Origin of the sequence: Thiosocius teredinicola, assembly GCF_002009425.1 — a bacterium.
Lineage (GTDB): Bacteria > Pseudomonadota > Gammaproteobacteria > Chromatiales > Chromatiaceae > Thiosocius > Thiosocius teredinicola.
In genome coordinates, this window is sequence record NZ_CP019936.1 from 4,225,408 (window position 1) to 4,243,757 (window position 18,350).

Here is an 18,350-nt window from a genome sequence, read left to right on the forward strand (position 1 = left end):
CAGGCAACGTTGAAATGCAGGTCGCCCTTGCGACCTGGCGAACACGGTTGATATAGGCAGAGACAACAATGGCAGCAACAGCACAAAACGGCAGGGCACTGGCCCTGGCAAGACGCAAGGCGATGTCCAGCGGTGGCAAGAGCGCGATCGCCAAGAGTTCGGTGTCACCCTCGCCGGCAGCGGCACCTGCCAGCCCGTCGAGTGCTGCGGCGAGCCCGACGAAAGCCTACCAACCGCGCCGCCAAGCCACCGGCGAAGGCGCTCGCACGGCGTCGCGGGCACGACGTCTTGCCATGTCGAGCAAAGGCAAGCAGGCGATCAGCAGCGCCGATCGTACCCGTACGGGTAATGAACGCGCCAAGCCGGTTGCAAGCAAAGCTGAGATAAATGCATCCAAGCCGAACGATGCCATGACGACCGGCGACGCCGGTTGCGGCTGTGGTTGCGGTGGCGACAAGACCAAACGCAACAAGGCACCGGAGACTTCCACGGCCCGTGCCCGTACGCGCCGACCGAAACGCTCCACCCTTGCACAGAATCCGAGCAAGGCCGCTGCACTGGCCCGTCGCCGCGCCCAATCGACGCGTGGCAAGGCCGGCCTGAGCAACGGCGGCATGTCCGAGGCACAGACCGCGCGTGCGGCCAACCCGCAGCTGTCGGGTCGTGAACTCGCCCAAGCCCTGCGTGAGCAACGCAGCAAACGTGGCAGCAGTGGTCAGAAGAAAACTGCGCCTACGGGACGTCGGCGCAAACCGCAGACCAACGGCCAAGGCGCAGCCCAAGACGCGCCGTGGAAAGTCGGTGCCAGTGAAACGACCCAGGGTCAGACCGTCACCGGCACCATGGTCGGTCGCGATAAGACCGTCACCGGCAACGAGGCCAGCACCTGTCGCGACGTGACCGGCACCGAATACCTCGGAGCCGACATCTTCCGCGAGTTCTGCCAGACCGATCCTGCCAAGACACCGCAGCGCGGCTCGCGTACCTCCACGTCACGCGGCAATGCCGTGACCGGCAACGAAGTCGGCCGCAGCAGCAAAGTCACCGGCAACGAGCCCGGCACCTGCAAGCGCGTGACCGGTTCGGAGTATGTCAGTGCGCAACAGGACGAAGCCTTCTGCGGCACCAAGCCTGCGCCGGCGGCCAACCGCGTAACCGGTAGCGAGACCCGCAAGGGCAAATCGGTCACCGGCAACAACGTCGGTCGCAGCGGCAAGGTCACCGGTGATGAGTCCGGCGCACAGCGCGAACTCACCGGCACCCAGTACACCAATACGACGCAACCGATGGAAGGTCGCGGCGCACCGGCAAAAGTCGGACAAAGCAAAACGCTGCGTGGCGGCACCGTCAGCGGCACGCTGGTCGGTCGGCGCGAGCGTATGACCGGCGACGAAGCCGGTAGCTGCCGCAACGTGACCGGCGACGATTACATCGGCCAGGAACAGTTCACCAGCTTCTGCAAGACCAAGCCGGAGCCGAAAGACCGCAAGGTCGGTGTCTCGGGCACCGGCGGTGGCGAAGAAGTCACCGGCAGCATGACCGGCCGCTCGCAGCGGGTTACCGGCAATGAGCCCGGCACCTGCAAAGCGGTTACCGGCACGCCCTATACCGGTAATGAGCAATACGCGACCTATTGCGAGCCGAAAGAAAATTTCGATGCCCGTAAACGCATGGACCCAAGCAAGCGCAGCTTCGGCAAGCCGATGACCGGCCAGCAACCGTCAGTCGGAGGCAGCATGACCGGCGACAGCAAAGGTGCCTGCGAAACCGTCAGCGGCACGCCCTATGTCGGTGCCGACCAGGCCGCCCTCGCCTGCCCGGCGGTTGCCGCAGAACCCGGCAGCCCTGACTTTCCGCAACCGCTCGAAGGCGCCCCTTGGGAAGACTTCAGCGTGCAGTCGCCGTCGCATGCGGCGCAACACGCGGCCCATGCCAGCCATGTAACCGGCTCGCAGTATGAGCAAGGCCAGATCACCGGCCCGTTCGGTAAAGCCGGCGGCAAGGTCACCGGCACCGAAGAGGCGCGGTTCGGCAAAGGCCCACGCGAACCTCAACCGGTCGCAGCCACAGCCACCGAGATCGACGGCCGGATCAAGTCGCGCATCACCGGCGAAGGCCAGGATGCCGGCCCGAAGATCACCGGCGACGACTGGGATCGCGGCGACCGGGTGACAGGTACCGAGGGTGCTTCAGCATCATTACGCAACACTACGCGTCGCGGTACACCGATGAGCGCAATGGGTGCGCGCGCCGCCGAACCGGCAGAAGCTCCGCAGCCGGTCAGCAAGGTAACCGGTAGCAGCGGCAATACCGCACAGGGCTCGCTGGTGACCTACTCCGGCGGTGCTCGCGGCTAAGGCCGGCATCGATTGAACTGATACAGCAACGCAACACGAACTGACGACAACCGACATGCTTCGCTCAACCCGACAATCCGGTCGACTTCGTACCCGCCAGGGCACGCGGTCAACGCAGCCTGCACCGCTGCGCCGCCCCGGCGCGGTCGAGCAGTTGGCCGTCGGTAGTCGCACGCGTGGACCGTCAGGCCGCAGCCCTGCGCGAGCCGGTACTGTGTCTCACCCGCTGTGCCGCAGCGAAGAGAATCAGCGTCTGTTCGGCTATGAGCGCGACGTGAAAGCGGCGTTCGACAATATCGTGCCGACGCTGAAGCAGATCTCCGCCCTGCAGCACGAGGCTGACTTCGAACAGCAGGCGCAGAAGATTGCCCGCGCTCAGCTTGGCTTTGAACTGCCGCAAGAGATCCTTGCGGATGCCTGGGTCACACAGCTGGACATGCGTCGTCTGTTCGCCTGGTGCGTGTTCTCGACCTATCGCCACTTCTGCGACGACTACTATCGGAATGATCCGCTGGCCGTCGATGCCGGTCGTGGCGCCGATGACTTCGATAGCTTCCTGCAGGCCTGCGGTTTCCATACGCTCGATGTCTCGCCATGTGCCGACGGTCGCCTTGCGCACCTCGTGCGTTATGTACTGCGTCTGCCGCAACAGTCGGTACGCCGCAAGTCGTATGCGGGTGCCCTGTTCGATATCGAGGACAGCATTCAGAAGTGGACCGAGGTCGAGCTGGGTCGCTTCCGCGAAGGTCAGCCGAACACGGCCGATGCACCGACACGCTACTTGAAAGCGGTGACGTATCACTACAGTTCAGTCGACCCGGAACACCAGGGTTGTGCCGCGCACGGCTCGGACACCGCCAAGGCCGCACAGGCCGGACGCGAGCGTCTGTATGCCTTCCGCGAAGCGATCGAAAACAGTTTCTGTTGCGGCGCCTCGATCGATCTATTGTTGATCGGTCTGGACACCGACACCGACGCGATCCGCGTCCACGTACCTGACGCAGAGGGCGCCATCGACCTCGACACCGCGGTCGATGCGTTGTCCCTGTTCGACGCGACCGCCCGGTCGAGCGCGTCTGAAGCCACGCATGCGATTGCCGATGCGATCCGCGCCTGTACGCCGGATGTTCAGCCCGGTATGGCGCAGCTCGTCGAGCGCCTGATCGAAAACAATCTGTCGCAGATCGCCTATGTGCGCAGCAACCATGGTGATCACTACGCCGACATCGGCCACGCCGAACGCTTCATCGGTGCCGGCGTCGGCTTCGAAGAGATCCAGCTGCGCAACCTGATGTACTTCGCGTATCTCAATACCGTTGAGGAAGCGACCGCCGATCTGGATGTCGGTATCAAGATCTTTACCGGCCTGAACGTGGCGCACGGTCTACCGGTTCCCGTCATCGTTCGATTCGATCACCACGGTCAGGTGCCAGGTTCGCGTGAACGCGCCGAACAGCACTGTGCGCGTGTTTCCGAAGCACTGCAGGCGCGCTTCGACAGCCTTGCCGAACAGGGTCTGCTGCATGTGCTGCAGGTGACGCGCGACTGTGACGCGGCGGGTTCGATCGACTTGCTGGCGTGTTCAGTCAATGCACATAAGCAGGCAGGAGGTCACTGATGAAGATCTGCCAGGTCGAACGTCCGCTGGTTGCGACCAACCGTATCGCCGAGATGGAACACAAACACCTGCAGGTGGTACGCGATGGCAGCTCGTCGCAGGTCGCGGTCGACGCGGTCGGCGCCAAACCGGGAGACTGGGTGATCTGCGTCGGCAGCTCGGCGGCGCGCGAAGCAGCCGGCAGCAAGGGTTATCCGAGCGACCTGACGATTGTCGGGATCATCGACAAGTGGCCCCCGGAAGGTATGGAGGCCGCCGATGCAGATCCTGCAGGTTGAAGGTTCGCTGGTGTGCACCTCGCGTATCGAAGGATTAAAGCACTCGGTGTTTCGCGTCGTACGCGATGCCAGCGGCAAGCGCCAGGCGGCCACCGATCCGGTCGGCGCCAAACCGGGCGACTGGGTGTTTCTGGCGAGCGGATCGGCCGCGCGTTTTGCGGCCGGCGATTTCGAGATCCTCACCGATCTCACCATCTGCGGGGTAATCGACCAATGGCCGCCGCACGATGCAACTGACCAAGGTCGATGAACAACACAGGTTTCAACATTCGCCCTGATGGGGCTACAGGAGACAACGATGGCAACTGAAAACTACGGCATCGCACTAGGCATGATCGAGACGCGTGGCTTGGTGCCCGCCATCGAAGCGGCAGACGCCATGACCAAGGCCGCAGAGGTGCGGCTGATCGGACGTGAATACGTCGGCGGCGGCTATGTCACGGTGCTGGTCCGTGGCGAAACCGGCGCCGTCAACGCAGCAGTGCGTGCCGGTGCCGACGCCTGCGAACGCGTCGGCGATGGTCTGGTCGCGGCGCACATCATCGCGCGTCCGCACCGCGAAGTTGAGCCGGTACTCGGCAACAACAAGTAACCCCAATAACAGACAGCTACTTCTAAACGGAGAAAGACAATGGCAAGTGAAAACTACGGTATCGCCCTGGGTATGATTGAAACGCGTGGCCTGGTGCCCGCCATCGAAGCGGCAGACGCCATGACCAAGGCCGCCGAGGTGCGACTGATCGGTCGTGAGTTCGTCGGCGGCGGTTACGTCACCGTGCTGGTTCGCGGCGAGACCGGCGCGGTCAACGCAGCCGTGCGTGCCGGTGCAGACGCCTGTGAGCGCGTCGGCGACGGCCTGGTAGCCGCACACATCATCGCGCGTCCGCACCGCGAGGTTGAGCCCGTGTTGCCGACCGGTGGTGCTTCCGACTCGAAGGCTGCGGCGTAACGCAGCCTGGGTGAACTGACCGATGTTGACCGCACGGGCAGACGACAGGGTACTGGGTTACCTGGGCAGAGCGCTCAGCCTGGAACTCTCGGCAGTGCAGATGTACAGCACCCAGGCGCGACTTGTCGCGTCCTGGGGACTGGCCGATGCCGCCGCCCGTCTGCGCAACGAGTCGGAAGAGGAACTGCAACACGTGAACCGCATCATCGAGCGCATGCTTGCAACCGGTGTGGCTCCTAGCGCCTCTCAGCTCCGCCCGGTTCGCCTGGCCCGCGACCTGTCGTCGCTGCTGCAGATCAATCAGCAATTCGAGAGCGAATTGATCGAGCTGTATCGCAACGCTGTAAATCATTGTGCGCGTGTTGGAGACCACGATCATCGAACGTTTTTCGAGGCATTGCACGAAGACGAACGCTCGCACCACCAGGAGTTGTTGGGCTGGCAGGCCAGCCTGCAACCGGCGACGGCCGCCGCGAATGGACGACGCAGCTACCGTTGACACCCGTTATCGCAGGAGACAAACCATGGCAACTGAATGGCAAGAACGCAACCGACCCAATCGCCTTGAGAAGCGCTACGAATTCGCCAACTACGATGCATTGCGCGATTTTCTAGATGCCGCGGCCGATCTGTCCGAGCGCGAGAACTACTACCCCGACATGGGTTTCGGCCGTGACTACGTGAACATCACGATTCATGCGGACGACACCGACAAGTCGATCCTCCCGGCACAACGTGAGTTTGCCGGAGCACTCGACCAATTGCGCGGGGCCGCGGCCTGACCGGCATCCGTCATGACCATCATCGCGCTGGCAGGCAACAAGGGTGGATCGGGCAAGACCACCCTGGCTATCAACCTGGCCAGCGCGCTGGCGCGGCGTGGCAGCGTGGTGTTGCTGGATGCAGATCCCCAGGGTTCGTGCGTTCACTGGTATACCGCTTGCGACGGCAATGGCCCGTTTGCAGTGTTTGCAGCGGCTGACGACCTCGATGCAATGCTCGATGCCAATAGAAACGGCAATGACTTCCTGCTGATCGACTGCCCACCGGCAGTGAACTCACCGCAGACCCTGACCGCTCTCTCGGTGGCCGACCAGGTGTTGATACCGGTGATGCCCTCACCCCTGGATATCTGGGCGGGCCTGCATGTCGAGCCGGTATTGCACCAGGCAAGAGAGAACAACCCCGCCCTCGAGGCGCTGCTGGTCATCAACCAGTTGGAACCACGCACCAAGCTGTCGAAGCTGGCGCGCCAGGCCCTGAATGAGCTGGGGCTGCCGACCGCCACGACCGCGCTGCGGCGACGCGTTGCCTATCGACGGGCGATGCTGGAGGGGCGAAGCGTATTGGACATAGGCTCACGCGGCGCTGAAGCGGCCAGCGAGATCGAACAACTGACCGAAGAACTGGTGAGATGACATGACCGGCAAAGACAAGACCGAGGACCAGCTGCTTTCGAGCATTCGCAAGAACAAGCCCAGCGCGACCGAGCCGACAGCACAAAAAACCACGAAAAAAGTAACGCCGCGCAAGAAGACCGTGTCGCGCGCCAAGCCCAAGCCGAGCGCGCAAGCCGCGAGCGGCGGCAATTACCAATCCGGGCGGCGCGTCTGGCCCGACTGAGGGCCGATTGCGAATCCCTGAAGATCACAGGTTTGCCCGCCGTCTTTCAGATAGGAAGATGTGAGGCACGACGAGAACACGTAATTCAGTGGGGACGAAGCAAAGCCCCTCGGGAGTTAGGAGCATGCCCTACAGCGAGCCCGGTTACACGCCACCCGCGGCAATACCGGAATTTCTGATACGCCACACCACGCTGCGCCAGTTGCAGATATTCGAGGCGATCGTGCGGCTAGGCAGCTTCACGCGCGCCGCTGAGGAACTGTTTCTGACCCAACCCACGGTATCGATGCAGACCAAGAAGCTGTCCGACGCCATGGGACTCCCGCTGTTCGAGCAGATCGGGCGCAATGTTCGGCCTACCGAGGCCGGCATGGAACTGTACGAATCCTGCCGCAAGATCTTCGAGAACCTGGCCAACCTCGAGATGAAGATGTCCGATCTCAAAGGCATCCGACGCGGTCGACTGCGCCTCGGCGTTATCACCACGGCCAAGTACTTTGCCCCCGAGATCCTCGGTGAGTTCTGCAAGGCCTACCCCGGCATCGAGGTCGCACTGAAGGTGTCCAACCGCGACCGTATCCTCGAGCGGCTCAGCGCCAACGAGGATGACCTCTACATCATGGGTCAGGCACCGCACGACCAGACCGACATCCAGGCCTATCCGTTCTCGCCCAACCCGCTGGTGGTGATGGCGCCGCGCGATCATCCCTTGGTTGGACAAAAGAGCATTCCACTCGCGCGTATCGCCGAAGAGCCGCTGATCCTGCGTGAGCCGGGATCGGGTATCCGCGACGCCACCCTACGCCTGTTCGATCAACACGGCCTGCGCCCCAAGGTGCGTATGGAACTCGGCAGTAACGAGGCGATCAAGCACGGCATCGTCGGTGGCCTCGGCCTCTCTGTGCTGTCGTTGCACACGCTCGCACTGGAAGGCCCGGACGGCCCCGTGGCACTGCTTGACGTCGAAGGCTTCCCGATCATGCGCCAGTGGTATCTGGTGCACCCCAAGGGCAAGGAACTGTCACTGGTCGCCAAGGCTTTCCTCGAGTTCGCCCTGGATATAGAGCCGCAGATGCGTGAGCAGATGCAAAAGGCCTGGCCAAGCATGACCGAGGTGCTGAAGGCGATGAAGCCATCCGGGCCGGGCCCGGAGAAAGCCGAAACCTGAATTCGAACCCTTACCAGGGCATCCAATTTGTGGCCGTTTATCGGCCACTTTTTTTGCGCGGTGCGAGCGCATGCCGCGTACGCGCGCACGATGAACTCGCGAGCGTCTTGCGGCGCGCCGCGGCTGTGCCGATGGTTGCATTGATTGCTCGAACTCAGCCAAGCGATCGACATATAAATCGCGCTTGATCGGACCATCCGACGCACGCCGGACCCTTGCAGCGATGTATCGACCCGAAGCTTGGAATCCCGACCGCACCCGTACTCAACGGTGGGTCAAGCAAGATGATAGCAATACCCTTGCCCAGCGCCTTGCCGGCAACCCATTTTCCCTGCGCAAATTCATGTTATGCCGTTGATTCCGGCGTGCTAGCTTGCCTCGCTGCCGCAATTGCGGGGCATGGTTTGATCAAAAGCATGCTTGGAGGAGAGTAAGAATGCTGAAAATAACACTAATGGCGGCCGGACTTATGTTGACCATGATCGGTTCTGTGCAGGCACAAGAGGCTTTCGACCCGGGCGTCCCGGCGCCGAAGGTTGCCGGTGACTACTACGATGGCGCCGAGAAAACGGTGTTCCACGTCAGCGAAACCCGCGACGAGAAAGGCTACTTGGGCATTCTCGGCAACGTCAACAATTACGTGAAGGCCTTGCAGGCCACCGGCAAGAAGACAGACGCGGTCATCGTGATGAATGGCGATGGTCTCGGCATGTTGCAAATGGCAAAAGAGATCGAGCTCGAGGCAGAGGCGAAACTGCCCGGACGCATCACCGCGATGAAAGAAAGCGGGGTCAAGTTTCTGGTCTGCTACAACACGCTGGTCGGCCGCAAGATCGCTTTCGAGGATCTCTACGACGCGCATGAGGGAGACATCATCCCGTCCGGCGTCGCCGAGGTGGGACGACTACAGGCGATGGGCTATCGCCTGCTCAAACCTTGATGACTTCTTGAGCAACTGAGAAGACGCGGGCCGGGCGATGCTCCGTCATCGGCCGGCCCGAATGCATTGACGCGCCTCAGGTTGCCGCGTGCAACTGGATAACGTCGGCTGAAGCTTCGTTACCCGGCACAGCCTGGGGGATCAGATCGGCAACCTGATTCAGCTGTTGCTGCCAGCGACCATACCAGGCTTTGGCGCGTTGACGATCCAACACCGACAGGCAATCGCCTTCGACGCGATTCGCCGCCGCCCAGAAGCTCAGATTCTTCCAGTCGATATTGGTCATGACGTTGTCATCGAGCTTCGCCAGATCGATGACGCGCGCGCCGCGTGCCTCGGCCTGGGTCTTGGCTTGCGAACGATCGAAGAAGGCGTCGAAGTTGCTGCCGCGACCGTGGTTGCGAACAACGACAAACGATACGCCACGATGATCGGCGAAATCGTCGATCACGCGCTGCAGCAGATCGACGGAATTGCGGCTGCCGTCGGTCACGTGCCAGATGGTAACCGGGATATCCAGTTCATCGGCCAGTTCGAGTACACCGCTATCCTGTACCCAGCTCTGCAGCGCGCTGGCGCTCTGAGCCGGCAGATCGACCAGTACCACCTGATCGGCGTCCATCGCGGACAGCAGAATGCCATCAGCACTGGCGTTGTCGCGCAGGTTCAGCGGCTTGGTGTAGTCGGTATAGAAACGCAACAGGTCGCCATGCGATTGATCACCATCCAATGCCACGAATGGCTGGTTGCGATCGATGAATACCTGCGCAAGCAGACGCGCCACGGTGGACTTGCCGACACCGCCCTTCTCACCGCCGACGAGATGAATATGGCTCATGACCCTATGCTCCTTGATGGTGCCTTGCACCAATATAGTTCATTGATTTAACGAGGTTTTCTGCATCCGGCCGGACCGAAGGCGGGCGGATTATACCGATCGTTTATAACAAGGCTAGAAGCAAAACACGGCTTTGGTAAATCCGAACGGTGAGCGAGATCAAACATCGGTCAATCCGCTCGCCGCCGGAACAGCTTTCAGCCATGCGCCGAATGCGGCTTGCAGGCGCGAATGCAGTTGGGTTTATCCGGGTTGCGGGGCGCACCGAGCCGCAGCGTGCGGCTAACCGACCCTGCGCTGAGGCATCAGCGTTTGCGGCTTCGGCAAACGCCGTGTCTTCTCCAACATGCGCAACGTGGAGAGGTTGTTGTTGTAGCGCGGCACGTCGGGCAGATCGACCCAGGCGACGGCGTTCGATTCGTGGCTGCCGGGGATATCGAGGCGATCGTCGATCTCCACCAGAAACCGCATATCGTAGTGTCTGTGTTGTGGCCCACGTTCGCTATGTGGAATGGTGTGCACGTCAACATCGAACAACGCGCTGCTTACCAGATGGATATGTTCCGCCGGCAGGCCCGTCTCTTCCTGGGTCTCACGCAGTGCGACGCGCAGAATGTCATGGTCGTTGTCGGCATGCCCGCCCGGTTGAAACCACTGAAAGTGTTTGCCGTGATGCAGCAACAGCACCCGGTCGCGCGCCGGGTTGACAACCCACACAGAACCCGTGATGTGCCCCGCCACCAACTCGCGATCGAAGCAATCGGGATGTTGCTCGATGAAGCGTAGCGCGCGGGCAACATAGCCGGCCTCCGTATTGAACGGTGTGCGGTAGTGCAGAAGCAAGCCGATCAAGGTGGACCGATGCATGCTCAGGTCCCCGCCGGGTTCTGTATCGCAGCGATGGCCGCTGCTGCCGCTTCGTCGACATCGCCCTCGCTGCCGGCCAGCGTCAATCGACCATAGGCCCCGACGGCGCGTACATCGATCAACGTGATATTGGCGGCCTTTTCAGCCTGGTTGGCGGCATACACGATATAGCCGGCCGGTTCGGTTTCGAGGATAAACATACTCTGCCCCGGCAGAATCATTGAGCCTCGTCGATCCTGGCGGTTGATCAGCACCGTATGATCCGGCGTCATGCCGCGAATGATTTCCTGCCAGGCGATGCGACACGGCTCCCTGTGTTCCTGGCGCGCACCCATGCGGTTAAGCAGGATGCGCCCTGCTTCGACAACATCGCTTTGGTCGCGCTGGTGGATAACCATTGAACCGTAGGCACGTTCCACGACCTGCTGCGCCAGGTGCACGCGGGTCGACTTCAATGCAATGTCGGTCAGGCGGTGTACCGCCATACCGGGCGACACCTCAACCCAGAGGCACGCATCCCCGGGCACAGGCAGAAAGCCCTGCGATACGGTCGCCATGTACTCGGCGAGCTGTGGCTGCAGCGAGTCGATGTACACATAGGTGCGCAGCGAGATATTGCCGATGTTTGCCTGCATACCGCTTACCGACCCCGCAACCGGCCGCGGCACGACCTGCATCGTTCAGCAAAGGCGGCGATGCATCGCTCGCCGCGCGCATCGGCTAGGGTTGATGCACCACGAACGAGAAACGACTGTGGAACGAATAATCTTCGATCTGCAGCCGCACGTGATGGTCCGCGTGTTCCTCGCAGCAACGGTTGAGATCGCTGAACAGGCGGTGCGGGTCTCCGCCGTAACAGCGTGGCGTTCCCCAGACTTCCCACTTGGTATAGCGTGGTGCAAGCTGTTCGGTGTGCTCGATACAGATCACACAGCCCTTGCGCAGGCAATGGCCGATCTGCGACAGCACGCGATCGCGATTGCTTACATCGTGTTCGGCGGCACTCGCTGACGATGTCATGTGTGAAGCTCCTGCTTGTTGTCGGTTGCACAAGCACAGCGTCTTTTACAGGCAGACACTGCATTAGGTGTGGCAGGTTAGCCACCCCGACGAAGCAGGAATAATCGATATCGGCACCCGCGGCCGGGCGCCCTTGTCTATGCTCGATAGATGCCAGACGACCCATCGACCGGGCCAATGGCAAGCGTGCATGAACTCGCGAGAATCGCACGACGACAGCCAAACCGTGTCACACGACAATGCCGGCAGGCATGGTGTCCCACCGTACGTTGCAGGTGGTCGGTTCGGGGTGGTGCATGGAAATTCTCCGCTTTTGGCTTGCGGACAGTTATAAGCGCGTCGCCTCTTTGTTAAAAACAGATACTTTCGATCTAACCCATCGACGATTATCAATCATTGGTTTGCCCGCCTGGCGCGAGCCGTCGATGAGCGCCTTATAACCCCACCGATCAGTGGCATTTGCCTCAAGGGCCGTGGGCTCAAGGCGCGGCGAGATTGCAACTGTCGGCACCTGTGCACGAGATGCACCCGGACTACGCGTTGACTGTAGTCATTGGCAATCACGTATCGACGAAAGCCTATCGAAAGAATTCGAATTATCGAATTGTTTTGTCAAAGCACGCTCGCAAGACTCTGCCACGTGACGGTTTGGCGGTGAGTTCAATGCACGGGCAACACACAATACGAGCGCGGAAAAGACTGACGAGCGCCACCGCGATGGCGACACAAGTCACTGCGCGTTGCGCTGCAATCACCCATTGGGCACGGCCATTGAGGTGTGCGCGATGAACCAGCCGATGCTCTACCTGATTCTTCTGCCGCTACTGGCCGCCGCCGGCGGATGGCTGTTCTCCTCGGTCTCGCGTCAGGCCGGTGTACGCATAAGCATTGCCGGCACCATCGCTACTTTTTTTGTTGCGCTATGGGCGCTCTGGATGGCACTGAGCGGCGCACCGCCCACCACGGTCGCCATCGGATCAGCCTGGGGAACTTTGACATTCGACCCGCTGAGTTCGCTCATGGCGGTTGTCATATCCGGCATCAGCCTGATCGTGCACGTCTATTCACGGCGCTACATGGCGGGCGAGCGGGGCTACACCCGCTTCTTCGTGCTGCTCGACTTGATGACGGCTGCGCTACTGTTGATGGTCAGCGCCGGCGACCTGATCACGCTGCTGGTGGCGTGGCACCTGATCGGTGTGCTGCTGTACTTCCTGCTTGGCCAGGAAATGAGCAATCACACGTCGCACCGCTACGCCGGGTGGACCTTTCTAACCTACCGCTTCGGCGACCTACCGTTGGTGTTGGCGGCAGTGTTGCTCTACCAGGCTTTCGACACTTGGTCGTTGCCGGCTATCTTCGCCGCACTCGGCGAAGCACCCGATGCGCGTACCGTCTTCGATCTGCCGTTGGCCGAGACCGTTGGTGCGCTGATCGCGTTATCGGCATTTGCCCGCTCGGCACAATTCCTGTTGCACACCTGGCTGCCCTACACCATGAGCGGGCCGACCCCCGTATCCGCACTGATGCACGCCGGCATCGTCAACGCCGGTGGCTTTTTGATCAACCGCTTCGCGCCCTTGTTTGTACATACCGATGGTGTATTGCATTGGATATTCATCGTCGGCCTGGTGACGGCCATCGTCGGTTCGGTATTGATGCTGGCGCAAAACGATATCAAGAAGGCGCTCGGCTACTCGACCATGGGCCAGATGGGATTCATGGTGATGGAGTGTGGTGTCGGCGCCTTTTCGCTGGCGGTATATCACCTGATCGCACACGGCCTGTTCAAGGGCACGCTGTTTCTCGGCGCCGGCGGCGTGATCCATCAGGCACGCAAAAATGACGGCGTACCGAAAGACGATCTGTATACCTTCGTCGTCGAGCGACGCCCCGCAAAACAGCGTCGACCCTGGCTGCTGATGGCCGCCGTCACGTTGATCGTACCGGTCGTTATCCTGATCGTTGCGCACTGGCTGGTGGCCAATGATTTCTTCCAGAAACAGGGCGCCATCGTATTGCTGTTCTTCGGCTGGGTGACTGGCGCACAGTTGATATTTGCCGCCTATCGCATGCGTACCGAGAACACCCGACGCCTGCTGGGACTGATCCTGTTTTCGTTCACCATCGTGGTGGTCGGCTACACCCTTATCGCGCATGCCTTCGATGTATTCCTGTACCCGGACGAAGTATTCCGCGCGCAGATCTACGCATCCGCCGGCATCGACATCTTCTGGTTCGATGTATTGGTGATTCTGGTGACCCTGGTGGTCGTGTTCGGCTGGCTGATCACGTATTACGCACAGAACAATGGCGGACGCCGCGGCCTGCAGGCGAGTGCCGTATGGCGTCGCTTCTACACCCTGGTGGCCTGCGAGTTCTTCGTCGCCGCGATTTACCGCCGCCTATCGGATGCACTGCTGGGTGCTGCGACCCGTCTTAATGCCATGTTGAGGTGGTCTTGATATGTCGTCGATCGGCTGGCTGCTTGCCGCACTGTTTCTGCCGCTGTTTCCGTTCAGCATGGTGTTCAACCGGCTGCTCGCCCGCATCGAGAACACCTGGTTGCGCATCGCACTGTTGATCGGATGGCCGGCCGCGGGCCTATCGATCCTTCTCGCGACCGAAGCGACGCCGCCTGCATGGGTCGCCCATTGGAGCGTGGCGACCGCCTTGCTGTATGCGTTTCGCGCGTTGACGTTGCGTGATCTGCCGCTCTGGCTTGGCCATATAGCCACATCGGCCTGGGCGCTGTTGTGGTTGCCGATTGTGTTCGGCGACGCGGATACCTCGCTTGCGCCGCAACTCACGGCGTTCAGCGTGCCGCTCGTCCTGCTGGCCTGGTTGACCGGGCACCTGGAAAAAATCTTCGGCGCAGCATATGCCGGGGCTTTGGGCGGCCTCGCGATCGATGTGCCGCGTCTTGCCGGTTTACTGGTGGTCGTCGTGCTCGCAGCAATCGGCACACCGCTGTTTCCCGGCTTCTTTGCCCTGCTCGGCATGGTCAACGATCTATTGCCTGCACAACCGGTGACCGCCATCGGCGTGCTGCTGGTGTGGATGTTGTGGGCATGGGCCGGCATGCGCATCCTGCAAGGGTTGGTCGTTGGGGCGAGCGATACCCGTACGCGGTCCGACATCGGTTGGCTGCATGCCGGGGCACTCAGCGCAACGCTAGTGATATTCGCGATGGGTGGAATCTGGCTTTCGGGGAGTCTGGTATGAGCATTCCGATGGGAGAAAACCTGCGCATTCGCTCCATGGTGTACGTCGCCGCAGAGCCGGTGCCGTATTTCTGGCCGATGCGCAGCTTCATTCACCACAACCCACTGCACGGCTTCGAGCACCTGCCGTTCGAACAAGCGGTCGACAAAGGCACCCGGCTGTTCGGTGCGCGCGGCTACCTTTCCCGTTCTGCGTACCAACGATATCTCGCCGAAGGCAAAGTAGACACCGAGTCACTTCGGCTGCAGGTACAGCGCTTCATCGACTCACAGAATGTTTCGCTGCCGATCGATACGACTGCTTGGTTGATGTCGGAACTAACCGAGTCTACCGAGCAGGTCGCCGATGAACTGACGATCGCCGACCACGACATGGTCTACGCGCAGTTGCATGGTGAAGCGTGTGACCCTCCCAGCACCGATAAGACACAAGTCGCCGCGGAGTTGGAGCAGCGCGTGCTGCACCACCGACCGATCTATGAAGCGTTCGACGCTCTGTTCGGGACAACGATCGCCGGCGATCTCGACGAACAGGTAATCCGCGCCTGCCTGGATTTCTTCGACGAAGGACAATCGGTGTGGGACATGCCGCACCGCGATCAAGGGTTTTTCAGGGCCTGGCTGGGCGTCGCCGGCGGCGCGGTACAACGCACGCTGAGCGGGTTGGCCAACCGAGACGGCAACTCAGCGACAATCGAACCCGAACAGGTGATCACCCTGATCCTGCGCCAACTGCAGGTGCCGGAAGACGAATGGGTAGCCTACTTCACGCGTGAACTGACGCGACTGCACGGCTGGTCCGGATTCATCCGTTGGCGCGCCAACACACCGAACTATCACTGGCAACGACGCTACCCCGGCGATCTGGTCGACTATCTGGCGGTACGCCTGCTGTCGGCACTGACGCTATTGCAGCAGCAGGCCGGTGGACACCGACCCTACACCTTGGAGGCATTGCGCGAGGCCATCGGTTCGAACCCCTTCGAACTGTATCTGCGCTTGGAACTCAACAGCCGCGGCGCCTTGGTCGCAATGGCCCGCGACATCGAGCAGACGCTGCAGCACGGCAAGCCGAACAAGATCGAAAAACTGTTTGCCGAGTATCGCGCCGGGAAGGCGCAATGCGAGGCCCGGCAACAAGCGCACAAGCTTGTGGCGTTGGCCGAGCGGACAAACGACCGCGACGGTCTATCGAGCCTTTCACGTGACGAACTCGCGCGGCTGTTACAACTGCTGCATGCGTTCAACCGTGAAGAAGGCCTGCTATGGCTCAAGGCCATGGAAGCCAAGGCCACCGACCAACTGTTTGACGGCCTGAGCCTGCAACCGCCGGCACCGCGCGAAAAACGCCCGTTCGCCGAGGCGCTGTTCTGCATCGACACGCGCTCCGAGCGCATCCGCCGTCACCTCGAATCGGCCGGCGATTACAACACCTATGGCATCGCCGGCTTTTTCGGCGTGCCGGTGAGCTTCATGGAACTGGGTAAAGGCAGCGAAAGCCACCTGTGCCCGGTATTGCTGACACCGAAGAACCTGGTCATCGAGATGAGCTCGATCGGCGTGCAGGATACCGCGGCAGTCACCGCACTCGAAAAAGCGATGCACGAACTGAAGGAATCGGTGCTGACACCCTTTGTTACCGTTGAGGCAATCGGCTTGTTGTTCGGCTTCGACATGGTGGGCAAGACATTGTTGCCGACGACTTACAATCGATGGCGCGCCCACCTGCACGAACACAAACCGTCGACCCACTTGGTACTCGACAAGCTCGACCGCGAACAGGCGGACTCCATCGTGCGTGCAGTGCAACGCGCGGTGATCGTCAAAGCGGTCGAACAGGAACTGGAGGTCGAGCCCGAGTTGGTGACCGATGCGATGGTCAAAGAGCTGCGCGAGGCGGCATTGCGCCATCAAACCGGCTGCCCGACCTTTGCCGCATTGGCAGGTGTCGGCGAAGAACGTCTCGAGACATTTGTCGCCCGCCTGCGCACCGCCTACCGTATCAATTCAGCGTTCGCCCGGCTGCAGATGGAGCGTCTTGGACGTATCGGCTTTTCGCTCGACGAACAGACGCGCTTCGTCGCCCAGGCATTGCAATCGATCGGCCTGACCAAGGACTTCTCGCGCTTCATCCTGCTGGTCGGCCACGGCAGCACGTCCGAGAACAACCCGTACGAGTCGGCGCTTGACTGCGGTGCCTGCGGTGGCGCACACGGCATCGTCAGCGCGCGCGTGTTGGCACAGATGGCCAACAAGGCAGAGATCCGCCGCCGCCTGCGCAAGACCGGCATCGAGATTCCCGACGATGCCTGGTTCATCCCGGCGCTGCACAACACCACGACCGATGAGATCACCCTACACGATCTCGAGCTGTTGCCGGCATCGCACCTGGTCTACCTCGACCGGCTGCGCGACGGCCTGCTCTCCGCATCCCGCCTGTGTGCACAGGAGCGCCTGCCGAGCCTGCTCGGCGAAGACAAGACATTGAAGCCGGCAGTTGCCTTCCGCGACGCGCAACGCAACGCCATGGACTGGTCGCAGGTGCGGCCGGAATGGGGCCTGTCGCGCAACGCCTACTTCGTGATCGGACGGCGCTCGCTCACCCAGTCGAAGATGCTCGACGGGCGCGCCTTTCTGCACTCCTACGACTACCGCGTCGACCGCAAGGGCCGCTTGTTGGAGAACATCCTGACCGGTCCGTTGGTCGTCGGCCAGTGGATCAACATGGAGCACTATTTCTCGACCGTCGACAACGAGAAGTTCGGCAGCGGCAGCAAGGTCTATCACAACGTCGCCGGCCGCTTCGGCGTGCTCAGCGGCAACCTCAGCGACCTGCGTACCGGGCTGCCGGCGCAGACGGTGCTCGACAATGGCCATCCCTATCATCAGCCGATGCGTTTGATCACCGTGATCGAGGCGCCACAGGAACACGCGCGCAAGGCCATTGAGAGCGTGGTCGCGGTCAAGCGACTGGTGCGCAACGGCTGGATCCGCCTGCTGATCGTCGATCCCGAAAAGTCCTTGGTCTGCCACTACGACGACGGTGAATGGACCACGCGCGAATTCGTCGAGGCCGACACGGCCGACGCCCCCATCCTTCACGAGGCCCGCAGCGCATGAAGAACCTGAATTTCAGCCCATTGAAGAAACTCGAGATCATTCTCGGCGGCGAGCACCGCAGTTTCGCCACCGATTTATTGGACCGTGCCGGCGTGAAAGGCTACACCATCGTCAACAACCTCTCGGGCAAAGGCAGCCACGGCTTTCATGAAGGCCACCTGATGTTCAATGAAGACGACGTGTTGATCATGATCATCGCCGCCGTGCCCGAAGAGCTGGTCAATCCGATCCTGCAGGGATTTGCCCCGTTCTATAACGAACACTCCGGGGTGGTCTTCATCTCGGACATCCAGGTCACGCGATTGGTGAAGTTCAGCGGTTGATCCACTAGTGCGGTCATACCGCCAG

At 61.3% G+C, this 18,350-nt stretch carries 20 protein-coding genes; 16 read left to right on the forward strand and 4 right to left on the reverse strand.

The window, feature by feature from the left end; translation table 11 throughout:
* Positions 1–68: 68 nt before the first annotated feature.
* The 12 genes from B1781_RS19955 to B1781_RS20010 all read left to right on the forward strand — a co-directional run bounded on the left by B1781_RS19955 (position 69) and on the right by B1781_RS20010 (position 8,933).
* Entirely contained in the window at positions 69–2,357 is a 2,289-nt protein-coding gene (locus B1781_RS19955; protein ID WP_078121334.1) for a CsoS2 family carboxysome shell protein, read from the forward strand.
* 214 nt (positions 2,358–2,571) lie between these two features.
* Entirely contained in the window at positions 2,572–3,975 is a 1,404-nt protein-coding gene (locus tag B1781_RS19960) for a carboxysome shell carbonic anhydrase (RefSeq protein ID WP_334223801.1), read from the forward strand.
* On the forward strand, positions 3,975–4,253 hold the full coding sequence (locus B1781_RS19965; RefSeq protein WP_078121336.1) for a carboxysome peptide A: 279 nt from the start codon (positions 3,975–3,977) through the stop codon (positions 4,251–4,253). Before B1781_RS19960 ends, B1781_RS19965 begins: the two co-directional genes overlap by 1 nt.
* Positions 4,234–4,503, forward strand: coding sequence for a carboxysome peptide B (locus tag B1781_RS19970; protein ID WP_078121337.1), 270 nt, complete (start codon positions 4,234–4,236; stop codon positions 4,501–4,503). Before B1781_RS19965 ends, B1781_RS19970 begins: the two co-directional genes overlap by 20 nt.
* Positions 4,504–4,551: 48 nt before the next feature.
* The gene (locus tag B1781_RS19975; RefSeq protein WP_078121338.1) at positions 4,552–4,845 is read left to right on the forward strand and encodes a BMC domain-containing protein; all 294 of its coding nucleotides are present in this window, start codon (positions 4,552–4,554) and stop codon (positions 4,843–4,845) included.
* A gap of 39 nt (positions 4,846–4,884) precedes the next feature.
* On the forward strand, positions 4,885–5,202 hold the full coding sequence (locus B1781_RS19980; protein ID WP_078121339.1) for a BMC domain-containing protein: 318 nt from the start codon (positions 4,885–4,887) through the stop codon (positions 5,200–5,202).
* Between the two features lie 22 nt (positions 5,203–5,224).
* The gene (locus tag B1781_RS19985) at positions 5,225–5,701 is read left to right on the forward strand and encodes a ferritin-like domain-containing protein (protein WP_078121340.1); all 477 of its coding nucleotides are present in this window, start codon (positions 5,225–5,227) and stop codon (positions 5,699–5,701) included.
* 25 nt (positions 5,702–5,726) lie between these two features.
* The gene (locus B1781_RS19990; protein WP_078121341.1) at positions 5,727–5,984 is read left to right on the forward strand and encodes a 4a-hydroxytetrahydrobiopterin dehydratase; all 258 of its coding nucleotides are present in this window, start codon (positions 5,727–5,729) and stop codon (positions 5,982–5,984) included.
* Positions 5,985–5,996: 12 nt separating this feature from the next.
* Positions 5,997–6,620 carry a ParA family partition ATPase gene (gene parA, locus B1781_RS19995; RefSeq protein WP_078121342.1) on the forward strand — a complete coding sequence of 208 codons (624 nt, stop codon included), beginning with the start codon at positions 5,997–5,999 and terminating at the stop codon, positions 6,618–6,620.
* 1 nt (position 6,621) lies between these two features.
* Positions 6,622–6,825 (forward strand): hypothetical protein, encoded by a 204-nt coding sequence (locus B1781_RS20000; protein WP_078121343.1) that lies wholly within the window; start codon positions 6,622–6,624, stop codon positions 6,823–6,825.
* Between the two features lie 124 nt (positions 6,826–6,949).
* A complete protein-coding gene (locus B1781_RS20005; protein WP_078121344.1) occupies positions 6,950–7,993 on the forward strand; it encodes a LysR family transcriptional regulator in 1,044 nt (347 codons plus the stop codon).
* 436 nt (positions 7,994–8,429) lie between these two features.
* Positions 8,430–8,933, forward strand: coding sequence for a DsrE family protein (locus B1781_RS20010; protein WP_078121345.1), 504 nt, complete (start codon positions 8,430–8,432; stop codon positions 8,931–8,933).
* A gap of 76 nt (positions 8,934–9,009) precedes the next feature.
* Here B1781_RS20010 and B1781_RS20015 read toward each other — a convergent pair whose 3' ends face one another.
* The 4 genes from B1781_RS20015 to B1781_RS20030 all read right to left on the reverse strand — a co-directional run bounded on the left by B1781_RS20015 (position 9,010) and on the right by B1781_RS20030 (position 11,658).
* The gene (locus B1781_RS20015) at positions 9,010–9,771 is read right to left on the reverse strand and encodes a P-loop NTPase family protein (protein WP_078121346.1); all 762 of its coding nucleotides are present in this window, start codon (positions 9,769–9,771) and stop codon (positions 9,010–9,012) included.
* A gap of 282 nt (positions 9,772–10,053) precedes the next feature.
* On the reverse strand, positions 10,054–10,638 hold the full coding sequence (locus B1781_RS20020; protein WP_078121347.1) for an NUDIX hydrolase: 585 nt from the start codon (positions 10,636–10,638) through the stop codon (positions 10,054–10,056).
* 2 nt (positions 10,639–10,640) lie between these two features.
* Positions 10,641–11,273: a BMC domain-containing protein gene (locus tag B1781_RS20025; protein ID WP_078122158.1), complete on the reverse strand. Its 633-nt coding sequence runs from the start codon at positions 11,271–11,273 to the stop codon at positions 10,641–10,643.
* Positions 11,274–11,358: 85 nt separating this feature from the next.
* Positions 11,359–11,658, reverse strand: a complete 300-nt coding sequence (locus B1781_RS20030) for a ribulose bisphosphate carboxylase small subunit (protein WP_078121348.1) — start codon at positions 11,656–11,658, stop codon at positions 11,359–11,361.
* Positions 11,659–12,443: 785 nt separating this feature from the next.
* Here B1781_RS20030 and B1781_RS20035 point away from each other — a divergent pair.
* The 4 genes from B1781_RS20035 to B1781_RS20050 are packed head-to-tail and all read left to right on the forward strand — an operon-like array spanning position 12,444 to position 18,325.
* On the forward strand, positions 12,444–14,123 hold the full coding sequence (locus B1781_RS20035) for an NADH-quinone oxidoreductase subunit 5 family protein (RefSeq protein ID WP_078121349.1): 1,680 nt from the start codon (positions 12,444–12,446) through the stop codon (positions 14,121–14,123).
* Position 14,124: 1 nt separating this feature from the next.
* Positions 14,125–14,883 (forward strand): hypothetical protein, encoded by a 759-nt coding sequence (locus B1781_RS20040; RefSeq protein WP_078121350.1) that lies wholly within the window; start codon positions 14,125–14,127, stop codon positions 14,881–14,883.
* Positions 14,880–18,002 (forward strand): DUF2309 domain-containing protein, encoded by a 3,123-nt coding sequence (locus tag B1781_RS20045; protein ID WP_078121351.1) that lies wholly within the window; start codon positions 14,880–14,882, stop codon positions 18,000–18,002. The genes B1781_RS20040 and B1781_RS20045 overlap by 4 nt, the downstream gene beginning before the upstream one ends.
* Complete coding sequence (locus B1781_RS20050) at positions 17,999–18,325, forward strand: P-II family nitrogen regulator (RefSeq protein ID WP_078121352.1); 327 nt, start codon at positions 17,999–18,001, stop codon at positions 18,323–18,325. The genes B1781_RS20045 and B1781_RS20050 overlap by 4 nt, the downstream gene beginning before the upstream one ends.
* Positions 18,326–18,350 lie beyond the last annotated feature (25 nt).

Bases quoted from the DNA above. Each gene is read 5' to 3' on its own strand.
- B1781_RS19955 (WP_078121334.1), top strand. From the start codon at position 69: ATGGCAGCAACAGCACAAAACGGCAGGGCACTGGCCCTGGCAAGACGC.
- B1781_RS19965 (WP_078121336.1), top strand. From the start codon at position 3,975: ATGAAGATCTGCCAGGTCGAACGTCCGCTGGTTGCGACCAACCGTATC.
- B1781_RS19970 (WP_078121337.1), top strand. From the start codon at position 4,234: ATGCAGATCCTGCAGGTTGAAGGTTCGCTGGTGTGCACCTCGCGTATC.
- B1781_RS19975 (WP_078121338.1), top strand. From the start codon at position 4,552: ATGGCAACTGAAAACTACGGCATCGCACTAGGCATGATCGAGACGCGT.
- B1781_RS19980 (WP_078121339.1), top strand. From the start codon at position 4,885: ATGGCAAGTGAAAACTACGGTATCGCCCTGGGTATGATTGAAACGCGT.
- B1781_RS19985 (WP_078121340.1), top strand. From the start codon at position 5,225: ATGTTGACCGCACGGGCAGACGACAGGGTACTGGGTTACCTGGGCAGA.
- B1781_RS19990 (WP_078121341.1), top strand. From the start codon at position 5,727: ATGGCAACTGAATGGCAAGAACGCAACCGACCCAATCGCCTTGAGAAG.
- parA (WP_078121342.1), top strand. From the start codon at position 5,997: ATGACCATCATCGCGCTGGCAGGCAACAAGGGTGGATCGGGCAAGACC.
- B1781_RS20000 (WP_078121343.1), top strand. From the start codon at position 6,622: ATGACCGGCAAAGACAAGACCGAGGACCAGCTGCTTTCGAGCATTCGC.
- B1781_RS20005 (WP_078121344.1), top strand. From the start codon at position 6,950: ATGCCCTACAGCGAGCCCGGTTACACGCCACCCGCGGCAATACCGGAA.
- B1781_RS20010 (WP_078121345.1), top strand. From the start codon at position 8,430: ATGCTGAAAATAACACTAATGGCGGCCGGACTTATGTTGACCATGATC.
- B1781_RS20015 (WP_078121346.1), bottom strand. From the start codon at position 9,771: ATGAGCCATATTCATCTCGTCGGCGGTGAGAAGGGCGGTGTCGGCAAG.
- B1781_RS20020 (WP_078121347.1), bottom strand. From the start codon at position 10,638: ATGCATCGGTCCACCTTGATCGGCTTGCTTCTGCACTACCGCACACCG.
- B1781_RS20025 (WP_078122158.1), bottom strand. From the start codon at position 11,273: ATGCAGGCAAACATCGGCAATATCTCGCTGCGCACCTATGTGTACATC.
- B1781_RS20030 (WP_078121348.1), bottom strand. From the start codon at position 11,658: ATGACATCGTCAGCGAGTGCCGCCGAACACGATGTAAGCAATCGCGAT.
- B1781_RS20035 (WP_078121349.1), top strand. From the start codon at position 12,444: ATGAACCAGCCGATGCTCTACCTGATTCTTCTGCCGCTACTGGCCGCC.
- B1781_RS20040 (WP_078121350.1), top strand. From the start codon at position 14,125: ATGTCGTCGATCGGCTGGCTGCTTGCCGCACTGTTTCTGCCGCTGTTT.
- B1781_RS20045 (WP_078121351.1), top strand. From the start codon at position 14,880: ATGAGCATTCCGATGGGAGAAAACCTGCGCATTCGCTCCATGGTGTAC.
- B1781_RS20050 (WP_078121352.1), top strand. From the start codon at position 17,999: ATGAAGAACCTGAATTTCAGCCCATTGAAGAAACTCGAGATCATTCTC.